General features: G+C 54.8%; 11 protein-coding genes, 4 tRNA genes and 2 rRNA genes (1 of these 17 cut by a window edge). All 17 read right to left on the reverse strand.

Annotated features, from left to right (window positions below; genetic code table 11):
* Positions 1-64: 64 nt before the first annotated feature.
* On the reverse strand, positions 65-4,138 hold the full coding sequence (rpoB, locus tag PSH91_RS23935; RefSeq protein ID WP_047230483.1) for a DNA-directed RNA polymerase subunit beta: 4,074 nt from the start codon (positions 4,136-4,138) through the stop codon (positions 65-67).
* Positions 4,139-4,358: 220 nt separating this feature from the next.
* Positions 4,359-4,724 carry a 50S ribosomal protein L7/L12 gene (gene rplL, locus PSH91_RS23940; protein WP_027617682.1) on the reverse strand — a complete coding sequence of 122 codons (366 nt, stop codon included), beginning with the start codon at positions 4,722-4,724 and terminating at the stop codon, positions 4,359-4,361.
* 78 nt (positions 4,725-4,802) lie between these two features.
* The gene (gene rplJ / locus PSH91_RS23945; protein WP_047230484.1) at positions 4,803-5,303 is read right to left on the reverse strand and encodes a 50S ribosomal protein L10; all 501 of its coding nucleotides are present in this window, start codon (positions 5,301-5,303) and stop codon (positions 4,803-4,805) included.
* Positions 5,304-5,501: 198 nt separating this feature from the next.
* Positions 5,502-6,197, reverse strand: coding sequence for a 50S ribosomal protein L1 (gene rplA / locus PSH91_RS23950; protein ID WP_003186095.1), 696 nt, complete (start codon positions 6,195-6,197; stop codon positions 5,502-5,504).
* The gene (gene rplK, locus PSH91_RS23955) at positions 6,197-6,628 is read right to left on the reverse strand and encodes a 50S ribosomal protein L11 (RefSeq protein WP_003176435.1); all 432 of its coding nucleotides are present in this window, start codon (positions 6,626-6,628) and stop codon (positions 6,197-6,199) included. Before rplK ends, rplA begins: the two co-directional genes overlap by 1 nt.
* A gap of 117 nt (positions 6,629-6,745) precedes the next feature.
* Positions 6,746-7,279: a transcription termination/antitermination protein NusG gene (gene nusG, locus PSH91_RS23960; protein ID WP_003186097.1), complete on the reverse strand. Its 534-nt coding sequence runs from the start codon at positions 7,277-7,279 to the stop codon at positions 6,746-6,748.
* A 9-nt stretch (positions 7,280-7,288) separates the two neighbouring features.
* Positions 7,289-7,657 (reverse strand): preprotein translocase subunit SecE, encoded by a 369-nt coding sequence (gene secE, locus PSH91_RS23965; RefSeq protein ID WP_003186101.1) that lies wholly within the window; start codon positions 7,655-7,657, stop codon positions 7,289-7,291.
* Positions 7,658-7,702: 45 nt separating this feature from the next.
* Positions 7,703-7,778, reverse strand: a tRNA-Trp gene (locus PSH91_RS23970).
* A gap of 53 nt (positions 7,779-7,831) precedes the next feature.
* The gene (tuf, locus tag PSH91_RS23975) at positions 7,832-9,025 is read right to left on the reverse strand and encodes an elongation factor Tu (protein WP_003186103.1); all 1,194 of its coding nucleotides are present in this window, start codon (positions 9,023-9,025) and stop codon (positions 7,832-7,834) included.
* Between the two features lie 84 nt (positions 9,026-9,109).
* Positions 9,110-9,185: transfer RNA gene (locus PSH91_RS23980), tRNA-Thr, on the reverse strand.
* 26 nt (positions 9,186-9,211) lie between these two features.
* A tRNA-Gly gene (locus PSH91_RS23985) sits at positions 9,212-9,285 on the reverse strand.
* A 24-nt stretch (positions 9,286-9,309) separates the two neighbouring features.
* Positions 9,310-9,394, reverse strand: a tRNA-Tyr gene (locus PSH91_RS23990).
* A 142-nt stretch (positions 9,395-9,536) separates the two neighbouring features.
* Complete coding sequence (locus PSH91_RS23995) at positions 9,537-9,989, reverse strand: hypothetical protein (protein ID WP_305466871.1); 453 nt, start codon at positions 9,987-9,989, stop codon at positions 9,537-9,539.
* A gap of 7 nt (positions 9,990-9,996) precedes the next feature.
* A complete protein-coding gene (locus PSH91_RS24000) occupies positions 9,997-10,746 on the reverse strand; it encodes a pantothenate kinase (RefSeq protein WP_305466872.1) in 750 nt (249 codons plus the stop codon).
* Positions 10,736-11,692: a bifunctional biotin--[acetyl-CoA-carboxylase] ligase/biotin operon repressor BirA gene (gene birA, locus PSH91_RS24005; RefSeq protein WP_305466873.1), complete on the reverse strand. Its 957-nt coding sequence runs from the start codon at positions 11,690-11,692 to the stop codon at positions 10,736-10,738. The genes PSH91_RS24000 and birA overlap by 11 nt, the downstream gene beginning before the upstream one ends.
* Before the next feature lie 132 nt (positions 11,693-11,824).
* Positions 11,825-11,940 (reverse strand): 5S ribosomal RNA (gene rrf, locus PSH91_RS24010).
* A gap of 150 nt (positions 11,941-12,090) precedes the next feature.
* A 23S ribosomal RNA gene (locus PSH91_RS24015) occupies positions 12,091-14,240 on the reverse strand; it runs 742 nt beyond the window's last position.

A 14,240-nucleotide genomic window follows, 5' to 3' on the forward strand; every position in this document is an offset into this window, starting at 1 on the left:
GGCCTTTCCTCCTGGCGGAGCAGAGAGCGGGCAAAACAGCCCCGCTCTCGATTCGCGTCACGTGTTATTCGGTTTCCAGATCGATATCGATGCCGAGGGAACGAATTTCCTTGATCAACACGTTGAAAGACTCGGGCATGCCCGGCTCCATACGGTGATCGCCGTCCACGATGTTTTTGTACATCTTGGTCCGGCCGTTCACATCGTCCGACTTCACTGTGAGCATTTCTTGCAGAGTGTATGCGGCACCGTACGCTTCCAGTGCCCAGACCTCCATCTCCCCGAAACGCTGACCACCGAACTGCGCCTTACCACCCAGCGGCTGCTGGGTAACCAGGCTGTAAGAACCGGTAGAACGAGCGTGCATCTTGTCGTCTACCAAGTGGTTCAGCTTCAGCATGTACATGTAGCCAACGGTAACCGGGCGCTCGAACTTGTTGCCGGTACGGCCGTCGAACAGCTGCATCTGGCCGCTTTCCGGCAGGTCTGCCAGTTTCAGCATGGCCTTGATTTCGCTTTCCTTGGCACCGTCGAACACCGGAGTTGCCATTGGAACGCCGCCGCGCAGGTTCTTCGCCAGATCCAGGATTTCCTGGTCGGAGAAGGTATCCAGCTCTTCGTTGCGTCCGCCGATCTCGTTGTAGATCTCGTGCAGGAACTTACGCAGGTCAGCGACCTTGCGCTGCTCTTCGATCATACGGTTGATCTTCTCGCCCAAGCCCTTGGCCGCGAGGCCCAGGTGGGTTTCAAGGATCTGACCAACGTTCATACGCGAAGGTACGCCCAACGGGTTGAGGACGACGTCGACCGGGGTGCCATTGGCATCGTGCGGCATGTCTTCAACCGGCATGATCACGGAGACCACACCCTTGTTACCGTGACGACCGGCCATCTTGTCGCCCGGCTGGATGCGACGACGGATTGCCAGGTAAACCTTGACGATTTTCAGCACGCCTGGAGCCAGGTCATCGCCTTGCTGCAGTTTGCGCTTCTTGTCTTCGAACTTGTCGTCCAGCAGACGGCGGCGATCAACGATATAGGCCTGGGCCTTCTCGAGCTGCTCGTTCAGAGCATCTTCAGCCATGCGCAGTTTGAACCACTGGCCATGCTCAAGACCGTCGAGAACTTCGTCGGTGATTTCCTGACCTTTCTTCAGACCGGCGCCGCCTTCGGCTTTGTGGCCGACCAGAGCGGAGCGCAGACGCTCGAAAGTTGCGCCTTCAACGATACGGAACTCTTCGTTCAGGTCCTTGCGGATCTCGTCGAGTTGAGTCTTCTCGATAGACAGTGCACGAGCGTCACGCTCTACACCGTCGCGGGTGAAGACTTGTACGTCGATGACGGTACCCTTGGTGCCGGTAGGCACACGCAGGGAGGTGTCTTTAACGTCGCTGGCTTTTTCACCGAAGATGGCACGCAGCAGTTTTTCTTCCGGAGTCAGTTGAGTCTCGCCTTTCGGAGTGACCTTACCAACCAGGATGTCGCCTGCGCCTACTTCAGCACCTACGTAAACGATACCGGCTTCGTCCAGCTTGTTCAGTGCAGCTTCACCCACGTTAGGGATGTCCGCAGTGATTTCCTCTGGGCCAAGCTTGGTGTCACGAGCCACACAGGTCAGTTCCTGAATGTGAATCGTGGTAAAGCGATCTTCCTGAACAACACGCTCGGACAGGCAGATGGAGTCTTCGAAGTTGAAGCCGTTCCATGCCATGAACGCGATGCGCATGTTCTGACCCAGTGCCAGCTCACCCATATCGGTGGACGGGCCGTCGGCCATGATGTCGCTACGCTGAACCCGATCACCCTTGCTCACCAGCGGACGCTGGTTGATGCAGGTGTTCTGGTTGGAGCGGGTGTATTTGGTCAGGTTGTAGATGTCGACACCAGCTTCGCCAGTTTCAACTTCGTCATCGGCAACACGAACCACGATACGGCTGGCGTCGACAGAATCGATCACGCCACCACGACGAGCCACGACGCAAACGCCGGAATCACGGGCAACGTTACGTTCCATGCCGGTACCTACCAGCGGCTTGTCGGCACGCAGGGTCGGTACAGCTTGACGCTGCATGTTCGAGCCCATCAACGCACGGTTGGCGTCGTCGTGCTCGAGGAACGGAATCAACGATGCCGCCACCGAAACAACCTGCTTGGGCGAAACGTCCATCAAGGTGACGTCTTCTGGCGCCTTGACGGTGAACTCGTTCAGGTGACGAACAGCTACCAGCTCGTCGATCAGCTGACCTTTTTCGTTCATGGTCGCCGAAGCCTGAGCGATCACGTGATCGGCTTCTTCGATAGCGGACAGGAACACGATCTCGTCGGTCACCAGACCTTCTTTCACCACACGGTACGGGCTCTCGAGGAAGCCATACTGGTTGGTGCGAGCATAGGCTGCCAGCGAGTTGATCAGACCGATGTTCGGACCTTCCGGCGTTTCAATCGGGCATACACGACCGTAGTGAGTCGGGTGTACGTCACGAACTTCGAAGCCTGCGCGCTCACGGGTCAAACCGCCCGGGCCGAGTGCAGATACACGACGCTTGTGGGTAATCTCCGACAGCGGGTTGTTCTGGTCCATGAACTGAGACAGCTGGCTCGAACCGAAGAACTCCTTCACCGCAGCAGCCACTGGCTTGGCGTTGATCAGATCCTGCGGCATCAGGCCTTCGCTTTCAGCCATCGACAGACGTTCCTTGACCGCGCGCTCTACACGCACCAGGCCAACACGGAACTGGTTCTCGGCCATCTCGCCTACGCAGCGGACACGACGGTTACCCAGGTGGTCGATGTCATCGACGATGCCTTTGCCGTTACGGATGTCGACCAGGGTCTTGAGCACCGCAACGATGTCGTCCTTGTTCAGCACGCCCGAACCTTCGATTTCGGTACGACCGATACGACGGTTGAACTTCATCCGGCCGACCGCAGACAGGTCATAGCGCTCAGGACTGAAGAACAGGTTGTTGAACAGGGTCTCGGCTGCGTCTTTGGTTGGCGGCTCGCCAGGACGCATCATGCGATAGATTTCGACCAGGGCTTCCAGCTGGTTGCCGGTGGAGTCGATCTTCAGCGTGTCGGAGATGAACGGACCGCAGTCGATATCGTTGGTGTACAGAGTTTCAATGCGAACAACCTGGGCCTTGGCGATTTTTGCCAGGATCTCGGTGTTCAGCTCGGTGTTGCACTCTGCCAGGATTTCGCCGGTAGCTGGATGCACGATGACCTTGGCCGTGGTGCGACCCAGAACGTAGTCGATCGGCACCTGCAGCTCTTTGATCCCGGCTTTTTCCAGCTGGTTGATGTGGCGAGCGGTGATACGACGACCCTGCTCGACAATAACCTTGCCTTTGTCATCCTGGATATCGAGGACAGCGATTTCACCGCGCAGGCGCTGAGGCACCAGTTCCAGGCTGAGATTCTCACCCTGCACATGGAAAACGTTGGTGGTGTAGAACGCGTCCAGCACTTCCTCGGTGGTATAGCCGAGCGCGCGCAGCAGTACCGATGCAGGCAGCTTGCGGCGACGGTCGATACGCACGAATACGCAGTCTTTCGGATCGAACTCAAAGTCCAGCCACGAACCGCGGTAAGGAATGATGCGCGCGGAATAAAGCAGTTTGCCGGAGCTGTGCGTCTTGCCACGGTCGTGGTCGAAGAACACGCCCGGAGAACGGTGCAGCTGGGAAACGATTACACGCTCGGTACCGTTGATTACGAAGGTACCGTTCTCAGTCATCAGGGGGATTTCACCCATGTAGACTTCTTGCTCTTTGATGTCCTTGATCGCTTTGTTCGACGATTCTTTGTCGAAAATGATCAGGCGCACTTTTACCCGCAAAGGTACGGCGTAAGTCACACCGCGCAATACGCATTCTTTGACATCAAATGCCGGTTCGCCCAGGCGATAACCGACGTACTCCAGCGCAGCATTGCCGGAGTAGCTGATGATCGGGAAAACGGATTTGAAGGCCGCATGCAGGCCCACGTCGCGGAACTGATCTTTAGTCGCTCCCGCTTGCAAGAATTCACGATACGAATCCAGCTGGATGGCCAGGAGGTACGGCACATCCATGACGTCCGGCAACTTGCTAAAGTCCTTGCGGATACGTTTTTTCTCAGTATATGAGTAAGCCATCAGCGTTCCCCAGCTTGGTCACCTGCTTGTTTGGCCCCTCCCGACGGGAGCAGCCAGAAAATCGTGCAAACCCCATGGTTTGCGCCACCACATCGGGTGGATACAGCTCGCTATAAGCACCGACCCAGTCGGCTGCCAATAACGGAAAAAGGCCGGTGGCAAAAGCCACCAGCCATCAGCCTGTCGCTTAACGCTCGGGCTGGAGACGCAAAGTCGATGCTTACTTCAGCTCGACTTTAGCGCCTGCTTCTTCCAGAGCGGCCTTGGCTTTGTCAGCTGCGTCTTTGGCAACAGCTTCCAGAACCATGGCAGGAGCGCCGTCAACTACAGCCTTGGCTTCTTTCAGGCCCAGACCGGTCAGTTCACGTACTGCCTTGATCACGTTTACTTTCTTCTCGCCAGCTTCGGTCAGCATGACGTTGAATTCGGTTTGCTCTTCAACAACGGCGGCAGCAGCAGCTGGACCAGCGGAAGCAGCGGCAGCGGAAACGCCGAATTTCTCTTCGAAAGCTTTGATCAGCTCAACAACCTGCAGAACCGACATTTCAGCTACGGCGTTGAGGATATCGTCTTGGGAGATAGACATTACTGTATTTCCTGAATTGGGGGACGGCCTACGCGGCCATCGAAATAAACAAAAAAGCGCGAGAGGAAGTGCTCAGCCTTAGGCTGCGGCAGCTTCTTTTTGCTCGCGAACTGCAGCCAGAGTACGAGCCAGCTTGCTGGTAGCGCCTTGAATCACGCTCATCAGCTGCGAAATGGCTTCGTCGCGGGTCGGCAGTGTTGCCAGTACATCGATCTGATTAGCTGCGAGGAACTTGCCCTCGAACGCAGCTGCCTTGATCTCGAACTTGTCCTGACCCTTGGCGAATTCCTTGAACAAACGGGCAGCAGCGCCTGGATGATCTTTGGAGAACGCGATCAGGGTCGGGCCGGTGAACACGTCGTTGAGAACACTGTATTCAGTGTCAGCAACTGCGCGCTTGAGCAGGGTGTTACGTACGACACGTACGTAAACACCAGCTTCACGGGCCTCTTTACGGAGTCCGGTCATTGCGCCTACTGTTACGCCACGGGCATCAGCCACGACAGCGGACAGAGCGACTTTGGCAGCCTCGTTGACTTCAGCGACGATGGCCTTCTTGTCTTCGAGATTAATTGCCACGGGTTTAACTCCTGCTTGTTACCGTTTCATTCGGTCGAAACCGAATGTCGTTTTGGTGTCTGATTCGGTAAGGAACCGGGAGCACCATCTGCGTAGGCTTGTGGTTTAAGACTTGCGTCGCCTACGGTCTTGGACAGCCCCCGCCAGGCAGGGACCCCAATTTTTCGATTGGCGCAATCGCTTGCGCCAATCTGAGTCTTACGCGTCGAGCGAGCTCTGATCGATGACCAGACCTGGGCCCATAGTGGTGCTCAGGGTAACGCGCTTGACGTAGATGCCTTTCGAAGAAGCTGGCTTGATACGCTTCAGATCAGCGATCAGGGCTTCTACGTTTTCCTTCAACTTGACGGCGTCGAAGCCAATCTTGCCAACGGAGGTGTGAATGATGCCGTTCTTGTCGGTGCGATAACGAACCTGACCAGCCTTGGCGTTTTTAACCGCGGTAGCTACGTCTGGCGTTACGGTGCCGACTTTAGGGTTAGGCATCAGACCACGTGGACCGAGGATCTGACCCAACTGACCCACAACGCGCATGGCATCCGGGGATGCGATAACTACGTCATAGTTCAGGTCGCCGCCTTTCATTTCAGCAGCCAGATCGTCCATGCCTACGCGGTCAGCACCAGCAGCCAGAGCAGCTTCAGCTGCTGGGCCCTGGGTGAAAACAGCTACACGAACGGTCTTGCCAGTGCCGTGTGGCAGCACGGTAGCGCTACGAACGACCTGGTCGGATTTACGCGGGTCAACACCCAGGTTTACAGCAACGTCGAACGACTCGCTGAACTTGACAGTCGACAGCTCGGCCAGCAGAGCGGCGGCGTCTACAAAGTTGTAGGCCTTGCCTGCTTCGATTTTGCCGGCGATAGCCTTTTGACGCTTGGTCAGCTTAGCCATTACACACCCTCCACGTTAAGGCCCATGCTACGAGCAGAACCGGCGATAGTACGCACGGCTGCATCCATATCAGCTGCAGTCAGATCCGCGTTTTTGGTTTTCGCGATTTCTTCCAGCTGGGCACGGGTAACGGTGCCAACCTTAACGGTGTTTGGACGAGCGGAACCGCTGGTCAAACCTGCAGCCTTCTTCAGCAGAACCGAAGCAGGGGTGCTTTTAGTTTCGAAGGTGAAGCTACGGTCGCTGTAGACAGTGATGATCACTGGAGTTGGCAGACCTGGCTCAAGACCCTGAGTACGGGCGTTGAAGGCCTTGCAGAATTCCATGATGTTCACGCCGTGCTGACCCAGGGCAGGACCAACAGGTGGGCTTGGGTTAGCCTGAGCGGCCTTCACTTGCAGCTTGATGTAAGCGGTAATTTTCTTGGCCATGAGGCACTCCAATTACGGGTTCTAGCGCCTCGAAAGGCTCCCCGGTTACTTGCGCGTTTATCCCAGTGACGACAAAACCCCACAGCCTAGGGCTGCGGGGTTGGGATGCCTGTTCAATCAGACCTTTTCGACCTGACTGAACTCTAGCTCTACCGGAGTAGAGCGACCGAAAATGAGCACTGCCACTTGGATCCGGCTCTTTTCGTAGTTAACTTCTTCAACCGTGCCATTAAAGTCAGCGAATGGGCCGTCAGTGACCCGAACAACTTCACCTGGCTCAAACAGTGTTTTTGGCTTCGGCTTATCGCTACCATCAGCGACGCGACGCAGAATCGCTTCTGCCTCTTTATCTGTAATCGGTGCAGGCTTGTCAGCGGTACCGCCGATGAAGCCCATCACCCGAGGGGTATCCTTGACCAAGTGCCAAGTCCCTTCGTTCATATCCATCTGTACCAGCACGTAGCCTGGAAAGAACTTGCGTTCACTTTTGCGCTTCTGGCCATTACGCATCTCAACCACTTCTTCAGTGGGGACCAGAATCTCGCCAAAGCCATCTTCCATGCCAGCCAGCTTTACGCGCTCTACCAGCGAGCGCATGACATGCTTCTCGTAACCCGAGTAAGCATGCACAACGTACCAACGCTTAGCCACGGGACACCCTTAGCCAACAATCAAGGAAACAAGCCAGCCGAGCAGGGAATCGAGCCCCCACAACAGCAACGCCATTACCAGAACAACAGCCACAACGATCAACGTGGTCTGCGTGGTTTCTTGGCGAGTCGGCCATACGACTTTACGAATCTCGGTGCGAGCTTCCTTAGCGAGTACAAAGAAAGACTTGCCCTTAGCCGTTTGCAGCCCCACAAAGGCAGCAACAGCGGCAATGGCAAGCAATGCAAGTACACGGTACAGGATCGGCGAAGCAGAGTAATACTGATTGCCCACAACGCCAACAACCACCAAAGCGACTACCACTAGCCACTTGAGCAGATCGAAGCGAGAGCCTTGAGCTTCAGCTTTAGGAGTCATCTATGAAGATCCTGTGAAAAGAAAGCCAGACACACCAAGTGAATCTGGCAGGTCAGGAGGGAATCGAACCCCCAACCTACGGTTTTGGAGACCGTCGCTCTGCCAATTGAGCTACTGACCTAAAACAAAATCAGGCCGACCATTATGCCGGCCCGAAAAAGACATTACAACTGTTTACTCGATGACTTTGGCTACGACACCAGCGCCGACGGTACGACCGCCTTCACGGATAGCGAAACGCAGACCGTCTTCCATCGCGATGGTCTTGATCAGAGTGACAGTCATCTGGATGTTGTCACCTGGCATTACCATTTCAACGCCTTCTGGCAGCTCGCAGTTACCGGTCACGTCAGTTGTACGGAAGTAGAACTGTGGACGGTAGCCTTTGAAGAACGGAGTATGACGGCCGCCTTCTTCCTTGCTCAGAACGTAAACTTCTGCAGTGAACTTGGTGTGCGGCTTGACGGTGCCTGGCTTGACCAGAACCTGGCCACGCTCAACGTCGTCACGCTTGGTGCCGCGCAGCAGTACGCCGCAGTTCTCGCCAGCACGACCTTCGTCGAGCAGCTTGCGGAACATTTCAACGCCGGTGCAGGTAGTTTTCTGAGTATCGCGCAGACCGACGATCTCAACTTCTTCCTGGATGCGGACGATGCCACGCTCAACACGACCAGTCACAACAGTACCGCGACCGGAGATCGAGAATACGTCTTCGATTGGCATCAGGAACGGCTTGTCGATAGCACGCTCTGGCTCTGGGATGTAGCTGTCCAGAGTTTCCACCAGCTTCTTGACAGCGGTGGTGCCCATTTCGTTGTCGTCTTGGCCGTTCAGAGCCATCAGAGCCGAACCAATGATGATTGGAGTGTCATCACCTGGGAAGTCGTAAGTGCTCAGCAGATCGCGCACTTCCATCTCAACCAGTTCCAGCAGCTCAGCATCGTCAACCATGTCAGCCTTGTTCAGGAAGACAACGATGTACGGAACGCCTACCTGACGGGACAGCAGGATGTGCTCACGGGTTTGTGGCATCGGACCATCAGCGGCCGAGCAAACCAGGATCGCGCCGTCCATCTGGGCAGCACCAGTGATCATGTTTTTTACGTAGTCGGCGTGACCTGGGCAGTCAACGTGTGCGTAGTGACGCACGGCCGAATCGTATTCAACGTGAGCGGTGTTGATGGTGATACCGCGAGCTTTCTCTTCCGGGGCGCTGTCGATCTTGTCGAAGTCAACCTTGGCCGAACCGAAAACTTCGGAGCAGACACGGGTCAGAGCAGCGGTCAGCGTGGTTTTACCGTGGTCGACGTGACCGATGGTACCAACGTTGACGTGCGGCTTATTACGTTCGAACTTTTCCTTAGCCATCGAAATCACCCCTAGGAGAAGAATTTAGCAAGTCACACAAACCATTAAAACAAAGGCAGATATTTTCATATCTGCCTTGTTATATGGAGCTCTTGAGCGGATTTGAACCGCTGACCTCACCCTTACCAAGGGTGTGCTCTACCAACTGAGCTACAAGAGCGAAACACTATGCACAACCTGCAAACTTGGAGCGGGTAGCGGGAATCGAACCCGCATCATCAGCTTGGAAGGCTGAGGTTCTACCACTAAACTATACCCGCGGAGCTTGCAGCTCACGCTAAAACTGGTGGAGGGGGAAGGATTCGAACCTTCGAAGTCGTAGACGTCAGATTTACAGTCTGATCCCTTTGGCCGCTCGGGAACCCCTCCTAAGCGAGCCGGCATTCTATATCATGCCAGCCTTCTGTCAAGCATTTTCTCATAAAAAACCTGAGGTTAGCTGCGTTGACGCCGCTTCGTGGCGCTAGCCATTAAAGGCCTTCGCTGCGAAGCGGGCGCCATTCTATGCAAACTACCCTGCGGGTGCAACCCCCTCACAGGGCATTATTTTATGTTTTAACTCATTGAATTCTTTAGAAAGGTTTTGAAGCAGCATTTCATTCACCTTCATCGCGCTATCTGGCGAAATCAGAACCCAAAATCCTTCTCCCTCAGGCAGATTCGGTGAGCCCTGCGCAATGGAGCGAGCCGCGATCCCGGATGCCGCGAGCCGCTGCTCCAGCTGGCGCGCCATTTCAATCCGGGTGAAGCCACCAAGATAAACACATGCGCCTCGGCCAGCAGACTTGCCTGAATCCCGCCTTACAAGCGCATCTGCCGTTTCGCTCAAGAGATGAATATCCTGCTGCGAGCCCCGGTACAAACTCAACGGAGTCACATCTTTTGCCCGAAGCGGAGCCTCCTGTTGATGCCAGACGTAATAAAAGACATTCAAAACCACCAACAGCAGAAAAAGCCACCGCATAGGAACCTCAAGACAAAGGACAGGCCATCGCCAAACCAACAAAAACCAGATCAGGCACTACCTTGGCATCAGGCACAACACCGGATACCAAATTGGCATCTCCCCCCGTGAGAAATACTACGAAGTCTTCCCCCCAATATTCTTTAGCCAGTTCAAGCTGAGTCAGGACAAATCCTCTGAGCATGAGCATGCAACCGCGCTCCACCGCCTCTACAGTCTCGCGACCAGGGGCGAGGCTCTCGTGAGCCCGCTCGGCAGCCGTATCGTCATAGCGAATCCGTCGGGTATGAGTGCGCAACTGATTACGCATCAAAGGCATACCAGGACAAATGAACCCCCCTAAATGCTCACCATCCGCAGCCACGAAATCCGCTGTAACGGCCGTACCGAAATCGAGCACCAGGCAGGCTCCCGAAGCAAGATGGAAGCCCCCAAGCAAAGCCAACCATCGATCGAGCCCTAGCCGCTCGTAATCGTTGTAACCGTTCTTAACACCGGCCAACTCCCGAACAGGCACAGCGCGTGAGACAGACACTCCAAAAACATCAATTAGCAGAGCAACCAGCGAATCCGTCTCTTGCGGAGTCCTCACGCTAACGAGACGGCATTTCTTGAGCTGAAATTTATCGGTGTCACTCAAGCTTGCCAGCAGGGCACTATCGGTACCAACCACCCCTCCTTCGACCGGTGTTACGCCATCGAAGTCAAGGACACGCCACTTGATAAAGCTATTGCCGCAATCGAGCTCAAGAATCATCACGCAACCTCAAACTGAGCTCACCACCGCTAAAGATTTTTTCCACGCCATCTACCTTCAAACGCAGCGCGCCCTGACGATCAATGCCCATCACAACCCCGTCAACCCGGTTGATACCGGCAATCAGGGAAACATTCCGCCCCTGCCACAGATGGTATCGCTCCCATTCTTCTTGGATCGCGGAGAAACCCGACACCTGGTGGAGCCTGAGGTAATGCTGAAACTTCGCGGCCAACCGTCCAACCAGTTCGTTTCGATCAAAATCCCTGCCCGCCTCAAGGCACATGGACGTCCATTGCTGATCGACCTCATCGGTCGACCGCATATTCACATTAATCCCTACGCCGAGGACAACGTGGCAAACGTCTGCTGGATCCCCCACCAATTCAAGCAAGATGCCCGCGATTTTCTTATCACCTACCAGGACATCGTTAGGCCACTTCAGCCCAGCCCCCGCGATCCCCATATCATGCAAGGCGTGCATAACTGCAAGCCCTACAACCAGGCTGAGCCCCTCAATTTGGCGCATGCCACCATCAATTCGCAGCACCAGGCTGTGGTAGAGATTGTCCGCAAACGGACTCACCCACTTGCGACCACGACGACCACGACCGGCTGTTTGTCGCTCGGCCAAAATCATAAATGGCGCGCCCATTCCACGCTCTAAGGCGCGAAGCGCTTCAGCGTTGGTCGAATCAATGGAGTCAAATATATGGATGGGCCACTCACAAGACTCTTTGGCGCTAATCTCAGCCGAGTCCAAAAGCAGCAGCGGCTTAGCCAGCTGATAACCCCTACCTCGAACCTTATGAACAGATAGCCCTAACTCCGCCTCCAGGTGCTGCAACTGCTTCCATACAGCACTACGACTGATACCCAGCGCAGTACCCAGCGCCTGCCCCGAGTGGAAGCGGCCATCTTTCAGAAGTTTAAGCAACGTGAGCATGCAAACTGCACCTGATAATGAGGCCCGCATGATAGCGATGCGCAAGACCGTTGCATAGAAACACAAAAGGTCTTTCCTGCGGGCAAAACAAAACCCCTACCTGCGTCAGCAGATAGGGGTTTCGGAATTTAATCTTGACGATGACCTACTCTCACATGGGGAAACCCCACACTACCATCGGCGATGCATCGTTTCACTACTGAGTTCGGGATGGGATCAGGTGGTTCCAATGCTCTATGGTCGTCAAGAAATTCGGTAGCCAGCGCGTGCCTTGCGGTCACGTTCCAGCAAATGGGTATGCGATAGCTTTGTGTGTTGTGCGAACTTTCGGTTCATAGCGTCTTCACACACCGCAATCTGGTGCCCTGTATCGGGTCAGCAAATTGCTTGGGTGTTATATGGTCAAGCCTCACGGGCAATTAGTATGGGTTAGCTCAACGCCTCACAGCGCTTACACACCCCACCTATCAACGTCGTAGTCTTCGACGGCCCTTCAGGGGACTCAAGGTCCCAGTGAGATCTCATCTTGAGGCAAGTTTCCCGCTTAGATGCTTTCAGCGGTTATCTTTTCCGAACATAGCTACCCGGCAATGCCACTGGCGTGACAACCGGAACACCAGAGGTTCGTCCACTCCGGTCCTCTCGTACTAGGAGCAGCCCCTCTCAAATCTCAAACGTCCACGGCAGATAGGGACCGAACTGTCTCACGACGTTCTAAACCCAGCTCGCGTACCACTTTAAATGGCGAACAGCCATACCCTTGGGACCGGCTTCAGCCCCAGGATGTGATGAGCCGACATCGAGGTGCCAAACACCGCCGTCGATATGAACTCTTGGGCGGTATCAGCCTGTTATCCCCGGAGTACCTTTTATCCGTTGAGCGATGGCCCTTCCATACAGAACCACCGGATCACTAAGACCTACTTTCGTACCTGCTCGACGTGTCTGTCTCGCAGTCAAGCGCGCTTTTGCCTTTATACTCTACGACCGATTTCCGACCGGTCTGAGCGCACCTTCGTACTCCTCCGTTACTCTTTAGGAGGAGACCGCCCCAGTCAAACTACCCACCATACACTGTCCTCGATCCGGATAACGGACCTGAGTTAGAACCTCAAAGTTGCCAGGGTGGTATTTCAAGGATGGCTCCACGCGAACTGGCGTCCACGCTTCAAAGCCTCCCACCTATCCTACACAAGCAAATTCAAAGTCCAGTGCAAAGCTATAGTAAAGGTTCACGGGGTCTTTCCGTCTAGCCGCGGATACACTGCATCTTCACAGCGATTTCAATTTCACTGAGTCTCGGGTGGAGACAGCGCCGCCATCGTTACGCCATTCGTGCAGGTCGGAACTTACCCGACAAGGAATTTCGCTACCTTAGGACCGTTATAGTTACGGCCGCCGTTTACCGGGGCTTCGATCAAGAGCTTCGCGTTAGCTAACCCCATCAATTAACCTTCCGGCACCGGGCAGGCGTCACACCCTATACGTCCACTTTCGTGTTTGCAGAGTGCTGTGTTTTTAATAAACAGTCGCAGCGGCCTGGTATCTTCGACCGGCGTGGGCTTACGCAGCAAGTGCTTCACCCTCACCGGCGCACCTTCTCCCGAAGTTACGGTGCCATTTTGCCTAGTTCCTTCACCCGAGTTCTCTCAAGCGCCTTGGTATTCTCTACCCAACCACCTGTGTCGGTTTGGGGTACGGTTCCTGGTTACCTGAAGCTTAGAAGCTTTTCTTGGAAGCATGGCATCAACCACTTCGTCACCCAAAGGGTAACTCGTCATCAGCTCTCGGCCTTAGAATCCCGGATTTACCTAAGATTCCAGCCTACCACCTTAAACTTGGACAACCAACGCCAAGCTGGCCTAGCCTTCTCCGTCCCTCCATCGCAATAACCAGAAGTACAGGAATATTAACCTGTTTTCCATCGACTACGCTTTTCAGCCTCGCCTTAGGGACCGACTAACCCTGCGTCGATTAACGTTGCGCAGGAAACCTTGGTCTTTCGGCGTGGGTGTTTTTCACACCCATTGTCGTTACTCATGTCAGCATTCGCACTTCTGATACCTCCAGCAAGCTTCTCAACTCACCTTCACAGGCTTACAGAACGCTCCTCTACCGCATCACCTAAGTGATACCCGTAGCTTCGGTGTATGGTTTGAGCCCCGTTACATCTTCCGCGCAGGCCGACTCGACTAGTGAGCTATTACGCTTTCTTTAAAGGGTGGCTGCTTCTAAGCCAACCTCCTAGCTGTCTAAGCCTTCCCACATCGTTTCCCACTTAACCATAACTTTGGGACCTTAGCTGACGGTCTGGGTTGTTTCCCTTTTCACGACGGACGTTAGCACCCGCCGTGTGTCTCCCATGCTCGGCACTTGTAGGTATTCGGAGTTTGCATCGGTTTGGTAAGTCGGGATGACCCCCTAGCCGAAACAGTGCTCTACCCCCTACAGTGATACATGAGGCGCTACCTAAATAGCTTTCGAGGAGAACCAGCTATCTCCGAGCTTGATTAGCCTTTCACTCCGATCCACAGGTCATCCGCTAACT

This window comes from Pseudomonas sp. FP1154 (assembly GCF_030687245.1).
Classification (GTDB): domain Bacteria; phylum Pseudomonadota; class Gammaproteobacteria; order Pseudomonadales; family Pseudomonadaceae; genus Aquipseudomonas; species Aquipseudomonas rhizophila.

Excerpts from the sequence above, each read along its gene's own strand:
- rpoB (WP_047230483.1), bottom strand. The coding sequence starts at position 4,138 with ATGGCTTACTCATATACTGAGAAAAAACGTATCCGCAAGGACTTTAGC.
- rplL (WP_027617682.1), bottom strand. The coding sequence starts at position 4,724 with ATGTCTATCTCCCAAGACGATATCCTCAACGCCGTAGCTGAAATGTCG.
- rplA (WP_003186095.1), bottom strand. The coding sequence starts at position 6,197 with ATGGCTAAGCTGACCAAGCGTCAAAAGGCTATCGCCGGCAAAATCGAA.
- rplK (WP_003176435.1), bottom strand. The coding sequence starts at position 6,628 with ATGGCCAAGAAAATTACCGCTTACATCAAGCTGCAAGTGAAGGCCGCT.
- secE (WP_003186101.1), bottom strand. The coding sequence starts at position 7,657 with ATGACTCCTAAAGCTGAAGCTCAAGGCTCTCGCTTCGATCTGCTCAAG.
- tuf (WP_003186103.1), bottom strand. The coding sequence starts at position 9,025 with ATGGCTAAGGAAAAGTTCGAACGTAATAAGCCGCACGTCAACGTTGGT.
- PSH91_RS23995 (WP_305466871.1), bottom strand. The coding sequence starts at position 9,989 with ATGCGGTGGCTTTTTCTGCTGTTGGTGGTTTTGAATGTCTTTTATTAC.
- PSH91_RS24000 (WP_305466872.1), bottom strand. The coding sequence starts at position 10,746 with ATGATTCTTGAGCTCGATTGCGGCAATAGCTTTATCAAGTGGCGTGTC.
- birA (WP_305466873.1), bottom strand. The coding sequence starts at position 11,692 with ATGCTCACGTTGCTTAAACTTCTGAAAGATGGCCGCTTCCACTCGGGG.